The 16785-nt window shown below is 43.2% G+C and carries 11 protein-coding genes and 1 tRNA gene; 7 read left to right on the top strand and 5 right to left on the bottom strand.

The window, feature by feature from the left end; genetic code table 11:
• The first annotated feature begins 46 nt into the window (after positions 1 to 46).
• The 4 genes from QUA70_RS06790 to QUA70_RS06775 all read left to right on the top strand — a co-directional run bounded on the left by QUA70_RS06790 (position 47) and on the right by QUA70_RS06775 (position 3755).
• The gene (locus QUA70_RS06790; protein ID WP_333328994.1) at positions 47 to 493 is read left to right on the top strand and encodes a response regulator; all 447 of its coding nucleotides are present in this window, start codon (positions 47 to 49) and stop codon (positions 491 to 493) included.
• A gap of 302 nt (positions 494 to 795) precedes the next feature.
• The gene (locus QUA70_RS06785; RefSeq protein WP_333345791.1) at positions 796 to 948 is read left to right on the top strand and encodes a hypothetical protein; all 153 of its coding nucleotides are present in this window, start codon (positions 796 to 798) and stop codon (positions 946 to 948) included.
• Between the two features lie 91 nt (positions 949 to 1039).
• Positions 1040 to 2542: an ATP-binding protein gene (locus QUA70_RS06780; protein WP_333345788.1), complete on the top strand. Its 1503-nt coding sequence runs from the start codon at positions 1040 to 1042 to the stop codon at positions 2540 to 2542.
• A 124-nt stretch (positions 2543 to 2666) separates the two neighbouring features.
• Positions 2667 to 3755, top strand: a complete 1089-nt coding sequence (locus tag QUA70_RS06775) for a response regulator (RefSeq protein WP_333329003.1) — start codon at positions 2667 to 2669, stop codon at positions 3753 to 3755.
• Between the two features lie 104 nt (positions 3756 to 3859).
• Here the strand turns inward: QUA70_RS06775 and QUA70_RS06770 are convergent, their stop codons facing one another.
• From QUA70_RS06770 to QUA70_RS06755, 4 genes are all read right to left on the bottom strand, one after another.
• Complete coding sequence (locus QUA70_RS06770; protein ID WP_333345785.1) at positions 3860 to 6466, bottom strand: PAS domain S-box protein; 2607 nt, start codon at positions 6464 to 6466, stop codon at positions 3860 to 3862.
• A complete protein-coding gene (locus QUA70_RS06765) occupies positions 6463 to 6858 on the bottom strand; it encodes a response regulator (RefSeq protein WP_333329008.1) in 396 nt (131 codons plus the stop codon). The genes QUA70_RS06770 and QUA70_RS06765 overlap by 4 nt, the downstream gene beginning before the upstream one ends.
• A 125-nt stretch (positions 6859 to 6983) precedes the next feature.
• Positions 6984 to 8420 (bottom strand): response regulator, encoded by a 1437-nt coding sequence (locus QUA70_RS06760; protein ID WP_333345782.1) that lies wholly within the window; start codon positions 8418 to 8420, stop codon positions 6984 to 6986.
• Complete coding sequence (locus QUA70_RS06755; protein WP_333345779.1) at positions 8413 to 11283, bottom strand: response regulator; 2871 nt, start codon at positions 11281 to 11283, stop codon at positions 8413 to 8415. Before QUA70_RS06755 ends, QUA70_RS06760 begins: the two co-directional genes overlap by 8 nt.
• Positions 11284 to 11651: 368 nt before the next feature.
• Here QUA70_RS06755 and QUA70_RS06750 point away from each other — a divergent pair.
• The 3 genes from QUA70_RS06750 to QUA70_RS06740 all read left to right on the top strand — a co-directional run bounded on the left by QUA70_RS06750 (position 11652) and on the right by QUA70_RS06740 (position 13928).
• Positions 11652 to 11724 (top strand) — tRNA-Arg (locus QUA70_RS06750).
• A 786-nt stretch (positions 11725 to 12510) separates the two neighbouring features.
• Positions 12511 to 13188 (top strand): actin-binding WH2 domain-containing protein, encoded by a 678-nt coding sequence (locus tag QUA70_RS06745; protein WP_333410343.1) that lies wholly within the window; start codon positions 12511 to 12513, stop codon positions 13186 to 13188.
• Between the two features lie 29 nt (positions 13189 to 13217).
• Positions 13218 to 13928 carry a hypothetical protein gene (locus QUA70_RS06740; RefSeq protein ID WP_333329018.1) on the top strand — a complete coding sequence of 237 codons (711 nt, stop codon included), beginning with the start codon at positions 13218 to 13220 and terminating at the stop codon, positions 13926 to 13928.
• A gap of 147 nt (positions 13929 to 14075) precedes the next feature.
• Here the strand turns inward: QUA70_RS06740 and mutS are convergent, their stop codons facing one another.
• Positions 14076 to 16703: a DNA mismatch repair protein MutS gene (gene mutS, locus QUA70_RS06735; protein WP_333329021.1), complete on the bottom strand. Its 2628-nt coding sequence runs from the start codon at positions 16701 to 16703 to the stop codon at positions 14076 to 14078.
• Positions 16704 to 16785: the final 82 nt, after the last annotated feature.

Genomic DNA, 16785 nt, shown 5'->3' with positions numbered 1-16785 from the left:
CCTCAAAGTTCAATTTTGTTTTTATACTTTAAAGGATACGCCGGTTATGAGCGATCGAAGCACTGTTAGGCCCATAGAGATTCTGCTGATTGAGGATTCTCCCAGCGATGCCGATTTGGCAAGAGAAGTCCTAGGTCAGGGTAAAATAGTGAATAACTTACATTTTGTGGAGGATGGAGTCGAAGCAATCAAGTTTTTGCGCCGCAAAGAACCTTATCTCAGAGTACCCCGTCCCGATTTGATTTTGCTCGATTTGCATCTGCCGAAAAAAAGCGGTATTGAAGTGCTAGAAGAAATTAAAACCGACCCTAAGTTAAAATTAATTCCTGTAGTGATTCTCAGCACCTCAGCAGCTCCAGAAGATATTTTTAAGTCCTACTCGCTCCACGCAAACTGTTACATAACCAAGCCGGTAGACTTAGTACAATTCACTAAAGTAGTCAGGTTAATTGAGGAGTTCTGGCTGGTCGTAGTCCAACTTCCTCTAAATTAAACGAACAGATACTTTACTTATGAATGCTCTAAATTTTTTCAACTTATTGACATTCGGGTGGTGGATGATTCGCCCAGGGATGCGGACTGGGATTTAGAAAAGCTGGCGACAAGCAAATTTTAAACAATTTGTACAAAAGTAGAATATAGGGGATCAGGAATAAATTGATTAAATAAAAAAGGCTTGTATTTTGGCTTTCCCGTCCAGATTTAACTCGGCTTGATTTTGCCTAAAAAAACGGTTGGGAAATATTGATCGAAATTAACTCCGCACTCAAGTTAAAAATGATTCCGGTGGTAATTATGACAACCTCAGCAGCCGATGAAGAGATGATCAAGTTTTATGCCCTGTCAGCCCGGTGCTACATCACTAAGCCTATCGATTTTAGTCAAGTCGCTAAGCCTGTGAGATGGATTGAGGATTGGTGGCTGGTGGTGGTGACAGTTCCCAAATAATAATTTTCAAGTTGAAAATGGCAAGGGAAAGCAAAAAAGTTTAACCTAAGATTGGTAGAGTGAAAATTTTACAGTCAAAAATGTCAAAGCTATGTGGATTAAGATTCTGTTAGTAGAAGACAATCCGGCTGATGCTGATTTACTTGCAGAACTGTTAGAAGTATCTGTGGGAGTCCAGTGGGAATTGGTGTGTGTTGAGTTCTTGCATGAGGCGATCGCACAACTGTGCAAACAATCCTTTGATGTAGTTTTGCTCGACCTTTCTTTGCCGGACAGCCGCGGTTTGGAAACCCTAACTCGCCTGCGAGAAGTTGCGCCGGATACGGCAATGGTGGTAATGACGGGCTTGGATGATGAGGCGATCGCCCTCGAATCAGTTCGCTTGGGAGCTCAAGATTACATTGTTAAAGGTCAAATTACTACTCAATTATTAGTGCGGACGATCCGCTACGCGATCGAACGTTCTCAAACATTTCAAATGCTGCGGGAAAGCGAGCGCCGCTTTCGGGCGATTTTTGACTCATCGTTTCAGCTAACCAAGCTGCTGACGCCCGAAGGAATTGTGCTGGAAGTGAACGAGACAGCCCTCGATTTTGCCGGATTGCGATCGGAGGATATTGTGGGCCGCCCGATTTGGGAAATGGCGATTTGGGCCCAGTCACTACAGGTTTCCGAACAATTACAATCCGCGATCGGCAAAGCAAGTCGCGGCGAGTTTTTCCGCAGCGAAATCGATTTGTTAGGCAAAAGCTGCCAAATTGTGACAGTTGATTTCTCACTGAAACCTGTTAAAAATGAAACAGGACAAGTTTTGCTCCTGATTGCCGAAGCCCGTGACATTAGCGATCGTAAACGAGCAGAAGCGGAAATTCTCAAAGCCCTCGCACGAGAAAAGGAACTTTCAGAACTGCGAGCTAAATTTGTCACAATGGTTTCCCACGAGTTCCGCACGCCTTTGACAACCATCCAATTTTCGGCTGGATTGCTGCAAGATTACAGTTCTCAGTGGGCCCAAGATAAAAAATCTACTCATTTTGTGCGGATTCAATTAGCAATTAAACGCATGACAGAGTTATTAGAAGATATCCTCGTAATTGGCAAAATCGAAGCCAATACCTTGCAGTTTCAACCGGTTTCCTTAAACCTTGAAAAATTTTGCCGTCAACTGGTAGAAGAGCAGCAGCTCAACGACAGCAACCAACACCCGATCGCCTTTCAATATGAAGGCGGCAACTGCGAGGCTCAAATGGATGAAAAGCTGCTGCAGCAAATCTTGGGAAATGTCCTCTCAAATGCCATCAAATATTCCCCCGCGGGCAGTACAGTTTCCTTGCACCTCAACTGTCAAAACAAAGAAGCTGTTTTCCAAGTTCAAGACCAGGGCATCGGCATTCCCCAAGCCGATCGAGAGCGGATATTAGAAACTTTTTACCGAGCTCCAAATGTCGGCACTATTTCGGGAACAGGTCTCGGTTTAGCAATTGTGAAGAGGGCTGTGGAACTTCACGGTGGCCAACTTGCGCTCGACAGTCAAGAAGGAAAAGGCACAACTTTCACTATTACCTTGCCTCTAATTTGCCCTCCCAATCAATAACAACTGAATTCTCAACTATACATATCCGCTACTTAACGATTAATTAAGCGCTTAACAAACAAACTTATCAAGTGTCTGAACCCAGAATTTTCCTACAAACTACTAACTAAAAGGAGCTATCACCGTGGCTAAGATTTTGGTAATAGAAGACGAAGAAGCGATTCGAGAGAATATTTTAGAGTTGCTGGAAGCCGAGAATTTTGAAGGAATAGGGGCGATTAATGGCCAAGTCGGCATCAAATTGGCGATCAAACAAATCCCTGATTTAATTTTGTGCGACATGATGATGCCGGAAGTAGACGGTCACGGCGTCCTCAAAGCTTTGCGCTCCGAACCCTTGACTGCCACCATTCCGTTTATTTTCCTCACGGCCAAAGCCGATAAAGTTGACATTCGCACGGGCATGGAACTGGGAGCTGACGATTACATTACTAAGCCTTGTACGCCGCAAGAACTGCTAAAAGCGATTGCTATTCGACTTGAAAAACAAAAAACAATTAGTCGGCACTCTCAAAAGACGCTAGACGAATTACGCACTAATATTAGTATGTCGCTCCCCCACGAATTGCGGACTCCTTTGAATGCAATTCTCGGTTTTTCTGAGCTGATTCTGTCAGAATATCAGGTCTTAGAGGAATCAGATATCTTAGAGATGATCGGTCAAATTCAAACTTCCGGTCATCGCTTGTATCGGCTGATTCAGAACTTTTTGCTGTATGCAGAATTGGAGATAGCAGCCACCAATCCCGAACTGCTAAAGGAAATGCGTAATAGCGAATTTAGCTGTGTAAAATCTTTGCTGAGTCAAAAAGCGCTGCAGCAAGCAAAACACGGGAATAGAACAGACGATTTACAATTAAACTTGCAAGATGCGTCGGTAGCTATGGATTCTGTCAGACTCGCAAAAATTGTTGAAGAACTATTGGACAATGCCTTCAAATTTTCATTAGAAGGAACGCCGGTTTTATTAAGCACTTTCGTCGAAAATCAGACTTTTGTTCTGTCTGTGAAAGACCAAGGCCGCGGCATGACTGCCGATCAGATTGCACAGCTAGAAGCTTACAGGCAGTTCGATCGCAAACTTTACCAACAAGCAGGTTTGGGATTGGGCTTAGCCATTGTTCAACGCCTTGCAGAATTGCACGGAGGAGAATTTAAAATAGAAAGTTGGCCGCAGCAAGAAACCATAGTTTGCGTTTCCCTGCCTGTCTAAACAATGATTATACCAGTTGCCAAAAAGAATGCAACTGTAGGCACACTCCAAACCCTTAGGGAATAAGTCGTTGCCAATTCTCAAATGTCAACTCCCCAATGGTATTATGCAGGAGCGATCGCTCCTTTCAGACACCGCTGCATATAAATTTGAGCTACCTTATCATTAGGGTTGATTTCCAAGCAGGCCGAAAACAATCTTATAGCTTCGCCACACTTGTCACTATTGTAGAGTACCAAAGCTTGCTCAAAGATTGTCTTTGTCTCTAACTTTTTCTGTCGTAACTCTGGCGGATCTGCCGCAAATACTTCATAAACTGTTACCATTCGCGATTTGCCTTTAACTGTTACGCGATCGATTAACCTCAAATCATAAATATCGTTTAACTGTATAAAAGTATGGTGAGTAATTAACATCGAAACTCCATAATCTTTTGTCAAATTTTCCACACGGGAGGCTAAGTTTACCGCATCGCTAATCACCGTGCTGTCCATCCGACTTTGACCGCCAACCGTGCCTAACATCAAAGAACCCGTATTGATTCCAATGCCAATTTGCAGCGGCGGGCAATCGGGTCGAGTGCGACTAATATTATACTCATTAAGCTGTTCTAGCATTGCAATTCCAGCTTTCACAGCATCATCCGCACTGCCATCAAACAGCGCCATAATCGCATCGCCCATGTATTTATCAATAAAACCAAAATTATTAGTAATTGCCGGTTCCATTCGCGACAAATAACCATTAATAAATTGAAAATTCTCTTCGGGATTCATCCTTTCTGAAAAAGAAGTGAAATCGCGGATATCTGAAAATAGCACCGACATTTCTTTCTGTATCTGATCGCCTAATTTGACTTCCAGAATACTTTCATATCCCAGAAAGTGGAGAAATTCGTGCGGCACAAACCGCCCGTAAGCATCTGTTAATTTTTCTTCCGCTGCTAAAGCTTTTTGTAACTCGTCTGTGAATTGGCGGCGCTCGGTTTCTACCTCTAGACGTTCCGTGATGTCTTGAAAAGCAGCGATCGCGTAAACTATGTTTTTCCGTTCGTCGTAGATTGGAGTCGCCCAAACCTCGATCGGCACAATCCGATCCGACCCATGAATTTCTAGATCGTCCATACGCACAAATTCTCCCCGCAACGCCCGAACAATCGGTTGGCTATCCCTCGGATACAATTGATTAGTTCCAGCGTCGTAAAAATGATAAGCTTCAGGAAATTGGTCAGTACCCCCATCAAAAATTAAACCTTGGGCTAGTATCCTTTCGCCCCAAGAATTCATGTAAAAAGGTTTACCATTACCATCGACAACAAATATTCCCACTGGCATCGCTTCCAGGAATTGAGTCAATCGGCTTTCGTTTTCTGACAGTGCCTCATTTAACTTTTCTTCGGCTGCCAAAGCTTTTTCTAAATCATTAGTAAACCTGATTCGTTCCACTTCCACCTGTCTTTGCAAACTAATATCCTTAGTAAAACCCTGATAGTAAAGCACTTCACCATTAGCATCATAAACTGTGCGCGCATACTCCGAAATCCAGATAATGCTGCCATCTCGACAGTAAACCTGAGACTCAAACTCACACAGAGTACCGTGCTGTTTCAGCAGCGCCAGAAACTCTTGACGGCGGTTCGGTTCCACGTACAATTGCTGCTGAATATCATTAATACTTTCTATCAATTCTGACGCAGAATCGTAGCCGTAAATTTCCGCCAGAGCCGGATTCGCGCTGATAAATAGTCCGTCCGGCGTCGTCTGAAAAATACCTTCTAGAGCATTTTCAAATATCCCGCGATACTTCTCTTCAGCTTGAATTAGCGCCGCTTCAGCTTCCTTGCGTTCAGTTATGTCACTAAAAGCAATAATCGCATAGGAAATGTCGCCTGTAGAATCATAAATTGGAGTTGCCCAACTCTCTACAGGAATAATCTTATTAGCTGTACGAATTTCTACACCCTCAGTCCGCACATTTTCGCCCCGAAGCGCCCGCATAATTGGCAATTCTTCCACGGGGCATCTCTGATTAGTCCCGGCTTTATAGAATTGATAAATTGCTGCTTTTTGCTCTGAATTAATATGCGGCACAGTGCCTTTGCCAAATACATCCCGCGCCTTATGGTTAGCGTAGAAAGATTGCCCGTTGGCATCAAGTACACATACGCCCAATGGCATAGCTTCTAGATATTGGGTCAAGCGACTTTCGTTTTCATGGAGTTTGGCAATCAGCATTGCCTGCTTGCGGTTTAATTTTACCAACTCCTGATTCATTTCCTGAAGTTCTCTTTGTTTTTCCGCTAATTGTTTATCTTGAAAATATTTATATATTGCCTCAGTAACAGTTAATTTTAAGTCATCACATTGCCAAGGTTTAGGTATATATCGGTACAATTTAGCATAGTTAATAGCATTGGCTACCGCCTCCAAATCTGCCTGCCCCGTCAGCATGATCTTGAGACAGTTCGGCGAGATAGCATGAACGCTCCTTAATAGTTCGTCTCCTTTCATATTAGGCATAATATGATCCGAAATAACCAAAGGAACTTCATACTGTTCTGCTAAAAGTTCTGCCAGCAACTCTAAAGCTTCTTGGCCGCTTTGGGCAGTTTCAATTAAATATTTATCTTCAAAGGCTTTTAGCAGGTCTATTTCCAGACTATCGAGTATAGTCTGCTCATCATCGACACAAATAATGACTGGTTTTTTCATAAATTTGCTAGACCAGACTTAATCGCTTCAATTAATTCTTGATTTTGCCAAGGTTTTTCTATGAAAGCATGAAGATTTGCTTGAGTTTTTGTGCGTTCGATTGCTTCTTTGTCTGCTTGGCCAGTCAGCATCACTGTCACAATTTGCGGATATTTTTGATGGATTTGAATCAGCAACTCATCTCCTTTCATTCCGGGCATCAACCAATCAGAGACAATTACTAAAATGTTAACCTCAGCTTCACATAGCTCTTCAATAATTTCCAGGGCTTCGGCAGCACTTTCAGCAAATTCGCAAAGATATTTACCGTTAAATGCCTGTTGCAGTTCAATTTCCAGACTTTCCAACACTCCTACTTCATCGTCCACACACAAAATTGCTGATTTAGACATCGCTAGTTTCCTTCTTTAGTGTGGCAGGGTGAACCCCCATGGGCAGCGCACCGTTTTCCAAATTCTACATTCTGCGCGGGTAGACTGCAAATTTTAGCCCCAGACTTCAGTCTCCGGCGCTTTACCTACTCAGTTAAATTAATCGGCAAAGACACGGTAAATGCTGTTTTACCGGGCATCGACTCCACATCAATTTTACCCTGATGTTTTTCAATTATTTTTTTGACAATATCCAATCCTAACCCGCTGCCTTCTCCCGCAGGTTTGGTAGTAAAAAAAGGCTCAAAAATTTTCCGAATAATCTCCGGTTGAATCCCCTTACCGCTGTCAATAATTTTTACCAAGACGCTGGTATCTTGTTGTACCGCCTCAATTGTTAAAGTTCCTTGATTGTCCATCGCTTGTAAGGAATTGTGAATTAAATTGGTCCAAACTTGATTGAGTTCGTCGGGATAACATAGTACCGGAGGCAATTGAGCTTGATAGTTTCTGACAACTTCCACACCCTGCTTAATTTGGTTTTGATAAAGAGTTAATACAGTTTCAATTCCATCGGTAATATTCACCTGTATTTTTTCCCCATTTACATCGTAACGCGCATAATTTTTCAGGGCAAAGACGACTTTGGCAGCGCGTTCAGTAGCGGTAGCGATGGTTCGGGCGCTTCGGTGAATGCTAGCAAAGTCGTAGGCTGTTTTTATAATATTTTCGCTGTCCGGGTCTTTGAGCAACGGCAAGAATTCTTGCAAATTTCCCTGCAATCCGATGTTGACTAAAATGCTAGCAAGGCTCTCAGCATTTTCAATGCTTTCCGACTCTAATTGCTGCTTGACCCCTTTTTTCAATACCCGTTTTTCTCGAGTAGATAAAGAATAATTTTGTTGACTAGAACTGTACATCAAACGTAAGAAATCCTGCTGGCGTTCTGCTGACAGTTCTTTAAAAAAAACTGGCAAACTTTCGAGATTGTTATCCAAAAAGCTGGTAATATTTCCAATAGACGATCGAATCGCGCCCAACGGCGTATTAATTTCGTGAGCAATGCCCGCAATCAGTTGCCCTAATGCCGCCATTTTTTCCGATTGCACTAATTGATTCTGAGTAGCTTGCAGTTGGTCTAAAGTAACTGTAAGTTGATTGTTTTTCTGTTGGAGTTTTTTTCGCAACTGGCATATTGCTAAATGGGTTTCTACCCTCACTAGAACCTCTTCCACCTGAAAGGGCTTAGTAATATAATCTACCCCGCCCACAGCAAAGGCTTTGACTTTATCTAGTACGTCATTAATCGCGCTAATAAAAATCACCGGGATGTCGCAAGTTCGTTCATCAGATTTGATTTTTTCGCAAACTTCATATCCATTCATTTCGGGCATCATAATATCCAGCAAAATCAAATCAGGAGGCATACCTTTTGCCGCCGAAAGCGCTAACTCGCCGCTAGGTACCGGGCGCACTTTATAGCCCTTGCTATTCAAAATTCCGGCTAGCAGCCGCAAATTAGCTGGGGTGTCGTCAACTACTAAAATATTACCGCGATCGGTGCTAGGAAGATCGTTATTCATGTGATATTGCTTGAGATATTAACTTTAAAATTTTGTCGTACTCGAAATTTTCTATACAATTTGCGATCGCACCTGCCGTTACTGCATCCTTTAATCGAATTTGCTTTATCAAGGTATCAATTAAATCTATATCTGCATTCAGTATTGCTAGCTTTAAATCAGCTACCAGTGAATCAGGCAATTTTACGAAATTAGCCGCACTCATAGCGCGATCGCCCTCTGTGATTGCCGATAAATTAGTTTGACCCGGATCTTCATAAATATAGCGCACTCCGATATGTTTGTGCATAGCATCAAAAATATCGGCTTCCCGAAAAGGCTTCCTCATAAAAGCATCGCAGCCCGCCGACAAAATAACTGCCCTTTCTTCCTCTAAAACGCTCGCAGTCAGCGCAATAATCGCAGTAGCTTGACCTTTAAGAGTCCTTTTAATGTATTGCGTCGCTTCGTAGCCGTCCATCACGGGCATTCTCATGTCCATCCAAATTAAATGCGGTTCCCAACTGTCCCAAATCTCAATAGCTTCTTGACCGTTAGTAGCTTCTTTTAGTTCAAAACCCAGAGGATTGAGAAGTTTAATTAGCAGTTGGCGATTTAGCGGTTTGTCGTCTACTATCAAAATTCGATAGGTGTGTTGCTTGGGTTCCAGGGCAATAACATTGCGGGTCGGTTTTTGGCTTGCAATATCAGCCGCATCGACCGCAATAACTTGAATGTCAAACTTAAAAGTAGTTCCCTTGCCCACAGCAGAACAGACGCTCATTTTGCCGCCCATTAATTCCACAAATTTGCGGCTTATCGGCAATCCCAAGCCTGTACCTTCTTGCGAATCTTTTCCTGTCTTAGTTTGCACGAAAGGTTCAAAAAGATCGTCTAATTCAGTGGTAGCAATACCTGGACCAGTATCTTCGACTTCCCAATTAAGGAAGAAGGAAGAGGTAGAAGCTGAATCGTCATTTGGGGTTCCCATAATCTGGTTGTTCGACGGACTGACGTGAGATATTTTAACACCATTATCTGCGGGAATTTCTGTATTTTGGGATACTTCCGAGCGTTCAAAAGTTTCCCCTTCTGCTTGTTGATTTTTGCCTACTAATAACTGCTTGCTAACTCTTACCGATACACCGCCCTCATCGGTAAATTTAAGAGAGTTATTGAGCAAATTAATTAAAATTTGCCGCAACTTTAACTCGTCCGTTTCAACGTATTGCGGCACATCGGGACTGCGGTCAAAAACTAACTGCAAGTGCTTGTCATCTGCTTTGAGTTGAAACATATCTTCCAAGTCGTTGAGCAGGCGATAGAGGTCGAATTTTTTGGGATTGAGGGTGGTGCGCCCGGATTCAATTTTAGATAAATCGAGTACGTTATTAATCAGGGTGAGCAGGTGTTCTCCGCTGCTGCTAATTATGCTAATATTTTCTTGATGTTCTGGGGATAGAGTTTGGCTGCGAGTCATCAGTTGGGAAAAGCCGAGAATTGCATTGAGAGGCGATCGCAATTCGTGGCTCATGTTAGCAAGAAAGGTGCTTTTAGCTTGATTCGCTACCTCCGCTTTGTCTTTAGCTACAGCCAATTCTGCCGTCCGCTCTTGCACTCGCTGTTCTAAAGTTTCAAAAGATTGTTGCAGTTGTTGAGCCATGCTGTTAAATGACTTAGCTAATTCCCCCAATTCGTCAGAACGTTCGCTTTCTACTGTTTTGTCCCATTCACCTTTAGCAATATTTTTGGCTGCTGTATTTAAGCTCAAAATAGGATTTGTCACCCACTGAGAACTCAGAATGCCGATCGCCACAGCTACTCCCAAAGCTGCGAAACAAAGCAAAACCGCTGTGCGGGTATTGGTATCGATTTCTTTGGTGAAATCTGCTTCGGGAACAACTACGACAATCAGCCAGTCTAAACCTTTGCCGTCTAGGAACGGCAAGACTTTTAAAAATTGTCGCTTGTCATCTATTTCAAAGCTCAATAACTCGGATTTTTTAATTTGGTCTAATTTTTTAAACTTTGCAGTCAAATATTTAGCTGTCGAGCGAGTCAAAGGGTTGCTGCTTTCTTCTACTTTAAACAATTGTCTTTCATTACCTTTAGTGCGAAACGGTTTTTCTGTTGTGGAAGTTGCTAACAAAGTACCCTGGCGATCTATAATAAATGTTTGACCTGATTTGCCAACTTTGAGACTGTGGAGAAATCTCCCAAGATGGTCGAGACGCAAGGCAGTAAATAAGACTCCTTCTAGCTGATTTTTTTCGCTGTATACCGGTTGGATAGCGCTGATAATTAAGGTCGGCTCTAGCAAGGAAACATAAACCGAACTCCAAGTAGGTTTTCCGATTTTTACGGCTTTTTTGTACGCAGGATGTTGCCGATTATCATAGTTTTTGACAAGGGTGATAAATGTAGTGCGATCGCCTCGCTCGTTCGTATTGTAAGAATTAAAATTTAACCCAGTAGAGGTTTCTATCACATTCATCGTGCGGGAGCCGTTAGACAGTTGTTCACCGGATCTATAATCTCCCTTATTGTTGCCAACGGAGGTAAAATTGATATATGGATATAATTGTACTTGCCGCAAAAGATATTTCTCCCAAGCTGATAAGTTTTCCATCTTTAACAAGCCGAGATTGACAGCATCCAGCTTGGTTTGATTGATTTGATGGGGAGTTGTCAGGTAAACTTGCAGGTTTTGCTCGACACGCAAACTCACCTCGCTCATTAACTGACTGGCAAGGTTATTAACTGCTTTTTGTCCGTTTCTAAAAGACAGATATCCTACCAGTCCCACGGCACCAACGATTTGCAATACAAATGGAACTATGAGAACGGTTCGCAGCGGTAATTTGTCTAAAATTTTATAAACCATAAGATTGAGAGGTTTGGTGAACTTAGTCTAGAACCGTATTTACACAACCGGTCTTAACAGCAGCACCATTTATTTACTGCCGATTAGCTAAAGGGAATTGATGCGGGCTATTTTAGCTGTGGTAGATGCTCGACCCCGATCGAATGTAAACCTAATCTTGGCTAGATTAAAGTTGATTATTTCCCCCATTGTCGTATTATTGTGAACATTTAGGTAGAATTGGCAGTTTCTGGCTGCCAGAAGTGCATGATACCCGATCGCGCGGGCGAGTTTAACCCTCATGGCTCAAGCGGTTTGGAGGCCGGCGAGGAAATTTGCGATCGGCACTCGCCATTTTCCCCAAGACGTGTTATACTCAGAAAAGTCGAGGGCACGTAGCTCAGTGGATAGAGCATCAGGTTCCGGTCCTGAGGGTCGGGGGTTCAAATCCCTCCGTGCTCATTTTATATGTCTTTTGTGGAGTAAGGGTTTGAGGTTAATTGTATTACCGATAGTCCTATTTTCCGCTCAAATTTCGCTCCCATCTGTTCCAAGTATCGAGGCCGGGAGACGTGGGCTATCAGCGGCTTCTGACTCCATCCCTTGCCATGACCGATTCTCTTACTCCCCCCGTCAGCCGCAGACCGTGGTATCCACTTGGGTGAATCGCTTGCGTTCATTGTAGCAGCGGAAATAAAGACAGGTTAGTGACCGCTTATTACCAACTCAAGACCATCACGATACATCTTTTGGATACATACAAATTGGATACACTCCTCAGACACCCACTAAAGCCAAACCTGGAAACCCTTGTTTACATAAGGATTATAAGCCAGAGTTTGCTAGCATTCCCAGCTAACTATGCGGGTTCGCTTCCCGCTGCGGGCTTCTATCTATAAAAACCTCAAACCAACGAGAAATCAACGCTTTGAGGTTTTTTATTGCCCAGAATAGGAGTGAGTCGGGGGTCAAAGTGAGTATCAAGTGACTATCAAATGACTACGAAATGACTATCAAATGACCTTTTTGGAGACAATTTGGAGACAATTTGACTAGAAATATCCAGCCGATGGTCAATAGCAATAAGGTGCGCGGCAGAAGAATACCCTACACAATTAGGTTTTCTGTAAGTCCTGTATCTGCAAGAATAATTAATTAACATAGAGTGCCCTGATTTGACAAGCTTGCGGATCGAACTCAGCTTGAGTTATGACTGATTCGGAGTTGCGTCAGTCACAAGGAGGGCCCGTGAAATATTTTTCAGTAGTAATGTATTTGCTGCGGGAACGGCAACAGTTTCTCGAAGAAATTCGCCAAGGTGTTAAGCTCAAATCTAAAATTTTCGGTTTGTTGATTTCTAGTACAGTATTTTTTGGCATTTACGGAGCGATATTAGGTGCCTCTAGTACGTGGATGCAATGTCTGGTTTCAGCAATTAAGTTGCCAGCACTTTACTTGCTGACGCTGATTATCTGCTTCCCCACACTGTACTTTTTTAATGTCATGTTTGGTTCAAAACGAACTTTTGAGCAGTATTTGACATTGTTGATGACAGCGATGGCGATGATTAGCGTTTTGCTGTTTGGATTTGCACCTGTCAGTCTGTTTTTTCTTCTAAGCAGTCCCAATTACAATTTTTTTCTGGTGTTGAATGTTGCTATTATGGCAATTACAGGATTTTTGGGGGTAAGTTTCATTTATCAAGGAATGCACTTTCTGTCCGAACAAGATGCCGAAGGCAAAGACATCAGGCTAAATATTTTGCGCTTTTGGTTGGGACTCTATGCGTTTGTTGGCACTCAGTTGGGATGGACGCTGAGACCGTTTTTTGGGTCGTCGGGAATGGCTTTTCAACTCTTCCGAAACCGAGAAAGCAATTTTTATATGAGTCTGTGGCAATCAATTATGTCTCTGGGAGGATCGTAATTAATCCCAATTTAAGGAGATTTTGAAGAGTGATACAAGCGGATTTGGAACAGTTAAAAATTTCTGAGAAGGAGTTGGAGGATTTGAGCGGAATAGCTTTGAGCGACGGTTTTGCAGCAGATTTTTACCGACCTGCTGCATTACGGGACGGGAAAAAGCTGTTTTCTCTTTTGTTGAATGAGTTGCTGATATTTTGCCTGACGTTAGTTGTTTCGCTGCCTGTTGCTTTACTTGCTAATCAACATAATGTTGGTTCATTTAGCGATGCTGAGATATTTGTCCGGGTTTTACAAATAACTTTGGGTTTGTCGCTGGCGATTACTGTTGCTTGGAATGTCTATAAATGGGTTAAGGCAAAGCCTTTGGCAATTCTGGCGGGTCTGCTGGATGAAGTTGAGAAATATCATGAGGTGATTCAGGCTTTAGATATTATCGATCGCCTAACGGCTGCTGGCAATTTACAAGCCCATTTAATTAACCGAGGAGATGCAATTGAAGCATTAAAAATTACTAGAGAAAGTTTAGTCTGTGCTTTGAAAACAGAGAAAATTCTCAGGGAAAATAAGGATTTTATCGGTCGCCGTTACGAGTTATTTGCTAATATTGAAAGTAATTTGGCTGCTTTGATGGCGGTGGATGTGAGCGATCGGGCGACTGAATACGGGCGGTTGCTGAATGAAGCTTTGGAAATTGGAATGAGCGTGCACAAAGAGGTAAGAAAGTTGCAAAATGGGCGTTAGAGTTGCTGAATAGTTCCTGGTTTGTAGTAAAAATAGTAACTTCTATATTGCACCATGCTCAAGAACAGGCATCCTGCCCGCCCCTGAAAGGCTTATTGAAAATGGTGCAATATAGAAGTTACTACAAATTTTTTTCCACCGGAAATTTCAATCATCAAAAATATCCAACTGTTCGCCCTCCGACTCTTTTTTACCATCTTTTTTAACACCTTTCCGCAGCCCGATCGCAATTTTGCTATGTTTCTCAATCTGCTTCATTACCTGTCTCGCCCTGTCAATCACCGACGGCGGCAAACCAGCTAATCTGCCCGCTTCAATTCCGTAAGATTTATCAGCACCTCCCGGCTGAACTTGGTGCAAAAATACGATTTGATCCGGCAATTCTTTCACCGTCACTTGATAATTTGCGACATTATCTAAAATAGAAGCTAACTCATTTAATTCGTGATAGTGAGTCGCAAAAATTGTCCGCGCCCGAATCTCATTTGCTAAATATTCTGCTACAGACCAAGCAATCGAAAGTCCGTCAAACGTCGCCGTTCCCCTGCCAATTTCATCTAACAACACCAATGATTGCGGTGTCGCGTGATTAAGAATATTTGCAGTTTCGTTCATTTCCACCATAAACGTAGACTGACCGGTTGCCAAATCATCTACTGCGCCGACGCGGGTAAAAATGCGATCGCAAATTCCCAAACTCGCAGCTTTCGCCGGCACAAAACTGCCCATCTGCGCCATTAACTGGATCAAACCCACCTGCCGCAGGTAGCAGCTTTTCCCGCTAGCATTCGGGCCGGTTAAAATAATTAAATCTGGGCGGTTTAGCGATTCTTCCCGACCCAAAAAAGCCGAATTAGGTACAAAAAATCCCGGCGGCAAAGACTTTTCCACCACAGGATGACAACCTTCAATAATTTTAATTTCCCGACTTTCTGTCATAGTCGGGCGGCAGTAATTTTGGTAAACTGCTATTTCTGCCAAACCGCACAAAACATCCGCCGCCGCCACAGCGCGGGAAACGTTGCGAATAATTTCGGCGTGGTCTCCTACCTCCGATCGCACTTTAGCAAAAATATCGTATTCCAATTGATTTAAATCTTCCCGCGCTGTCAGAATTCGCACTTCCCTTTCTTTTAATTCTTCAGTGCTATAACGTTCTTCATTGGTAAGAGTTTGCTTGCGGGTGTAGTCGTTCGGCACTTGGTCTACTTTCGATTTGGTAATGCTGATGTAATAGCCGAAAGCTTTATTGTAGCCAACTTTTAAATTAGAAATTCCCGTGCGTTTTCTCTCAGTTGCTTCTAAATTGGCAATCCATTCTTGGTCTGCTGATGCAGTGTGGCGCATTTCATCTAGCATGGCATTGATTCCCGAACGAATCAAACCTCCTTCTTTTAAATGAATCGGCGGTTCATCAACTAAATGAGCGTGAATTGTATTTGCTAATTCTTCTAGAATTGGCGGTACATTTTGCAGCGCTTTCAAATAGGGCGATATCCCTTGGGCTGCGATCGAGGCTAATGCCGGCAGTTTTCCCAGAGAATCAGCTAAAGCGACCAAATCCCGCGCGCTAGCTGTTCCCGAACCGGCGCGGCCTGTCAGTCTTTCGATGTCGTAAATTTGGCGCAGCAACTGCTGCAAATCTTGGCGCAGGGCGTTATTTTCTACTAATTCTTGAATCGTGTCGTGTCGGGCGCCAATGCCTTTAATGTTGAGCAAAGGTTGCAGCACCCAGCGGCGCAAAGCGCGGCCTCCCATTGCAGTGCTGGTTTTGTCTATAGCCCACAGCAGCGAACCGTGAAAAACCCCATCTCTCACTGTTTGAGTAATTTCGAGATTGCGGCGGGTTTGGTAGTCGAGTATGAGAAAATCGGTGAGAGTGTAAGTGTGCAATCTTTGCAAAGAAACTGCTTTTTCCTTTTGAGTTTCTTCGATATATTGCAGCAAACCGCCGGCGGCGCGCACTGCGAGGGAAAGGTGGCCGCATCCCATGCCTTCGAGCGATCGCACTTTGAACTTTTGCAGGATTCTCTGTTTTGCTTCAGACAGAGTAAACGGAATTTGCGATCGCAAGGAATAGCAAAACGAATTCGGGAAACAATCGGGTAAATACTCGGATTTCTCTCCGGGTCTCAACATAGTCACCAAATCCGGCGCATTAGTCGGTACCAAGACTTCCGAAGGCTGCAAACGCAGTAATTCTAGGGTTAATTGTTCTAAAGTGTCTGCTTGGGTAGTGACGAATTCTCCCGTAGAAATATCTGTATAAGCCAATCCCCAATGTTCCCCAGCGATGACTACTGCTGCTAAAAAATTATTTTGTCTGGGTTTGAGCATTCCGTCATCAGTCAAAGTTCCGGGAGTCAGAATGCGGGTAATTTCGCGCTTAACTTGGCGGCCTTCTTTAGCAGCAATCGAGGCATCTTCTACTTGGTCGCAAACGACCACAGCATAGCCTTTTTCTACTAACATTGAAGTGTAGCGATCGAGGGCGTGGTGCGGCACTCCTGTCATCGGCACTCTGCCGATTTCCTTGCCGCTTTCTTTGCTAGTACAAACAAGTTCTAATTCCCGCGAAATCGTAACGGCATCTTGGAAAAAACACTCAAAGAAATCTCCTACCCGAAACAATAAAAGTGCGTGGGGATACTGTTCTTTCACTTCCACATACCGCTGCATCATCGGCGTTAGCTTGGTGAATTCTAGTAGGCGGTGGTCGGCATTGCGGATGTTGGGTTGATGGGGGTCTGTTGGGGTAGATGCAGTGTAAGGCATAAAAGGCTATCGATAAATTTTAATCTTTAACAACTTTACCGCAAGCTCGGCTTTTAGTTATAACTAATGATACAATATTTGA

Origin of the sequence: Microcoleus sp. LAD1_D5, assembly GCF_036702115.1 — a bacterium.
Lineage (GTDB): Bacteria > Cyanobacteriota > Cyanobacteriia > Cyanobacteriales > Microcoleaceae > Microcoleus.
Note: the sequence above shows the minus strand (reverse complement) of the source record. Positions and strands in the feature narration are given on the sequence as shown.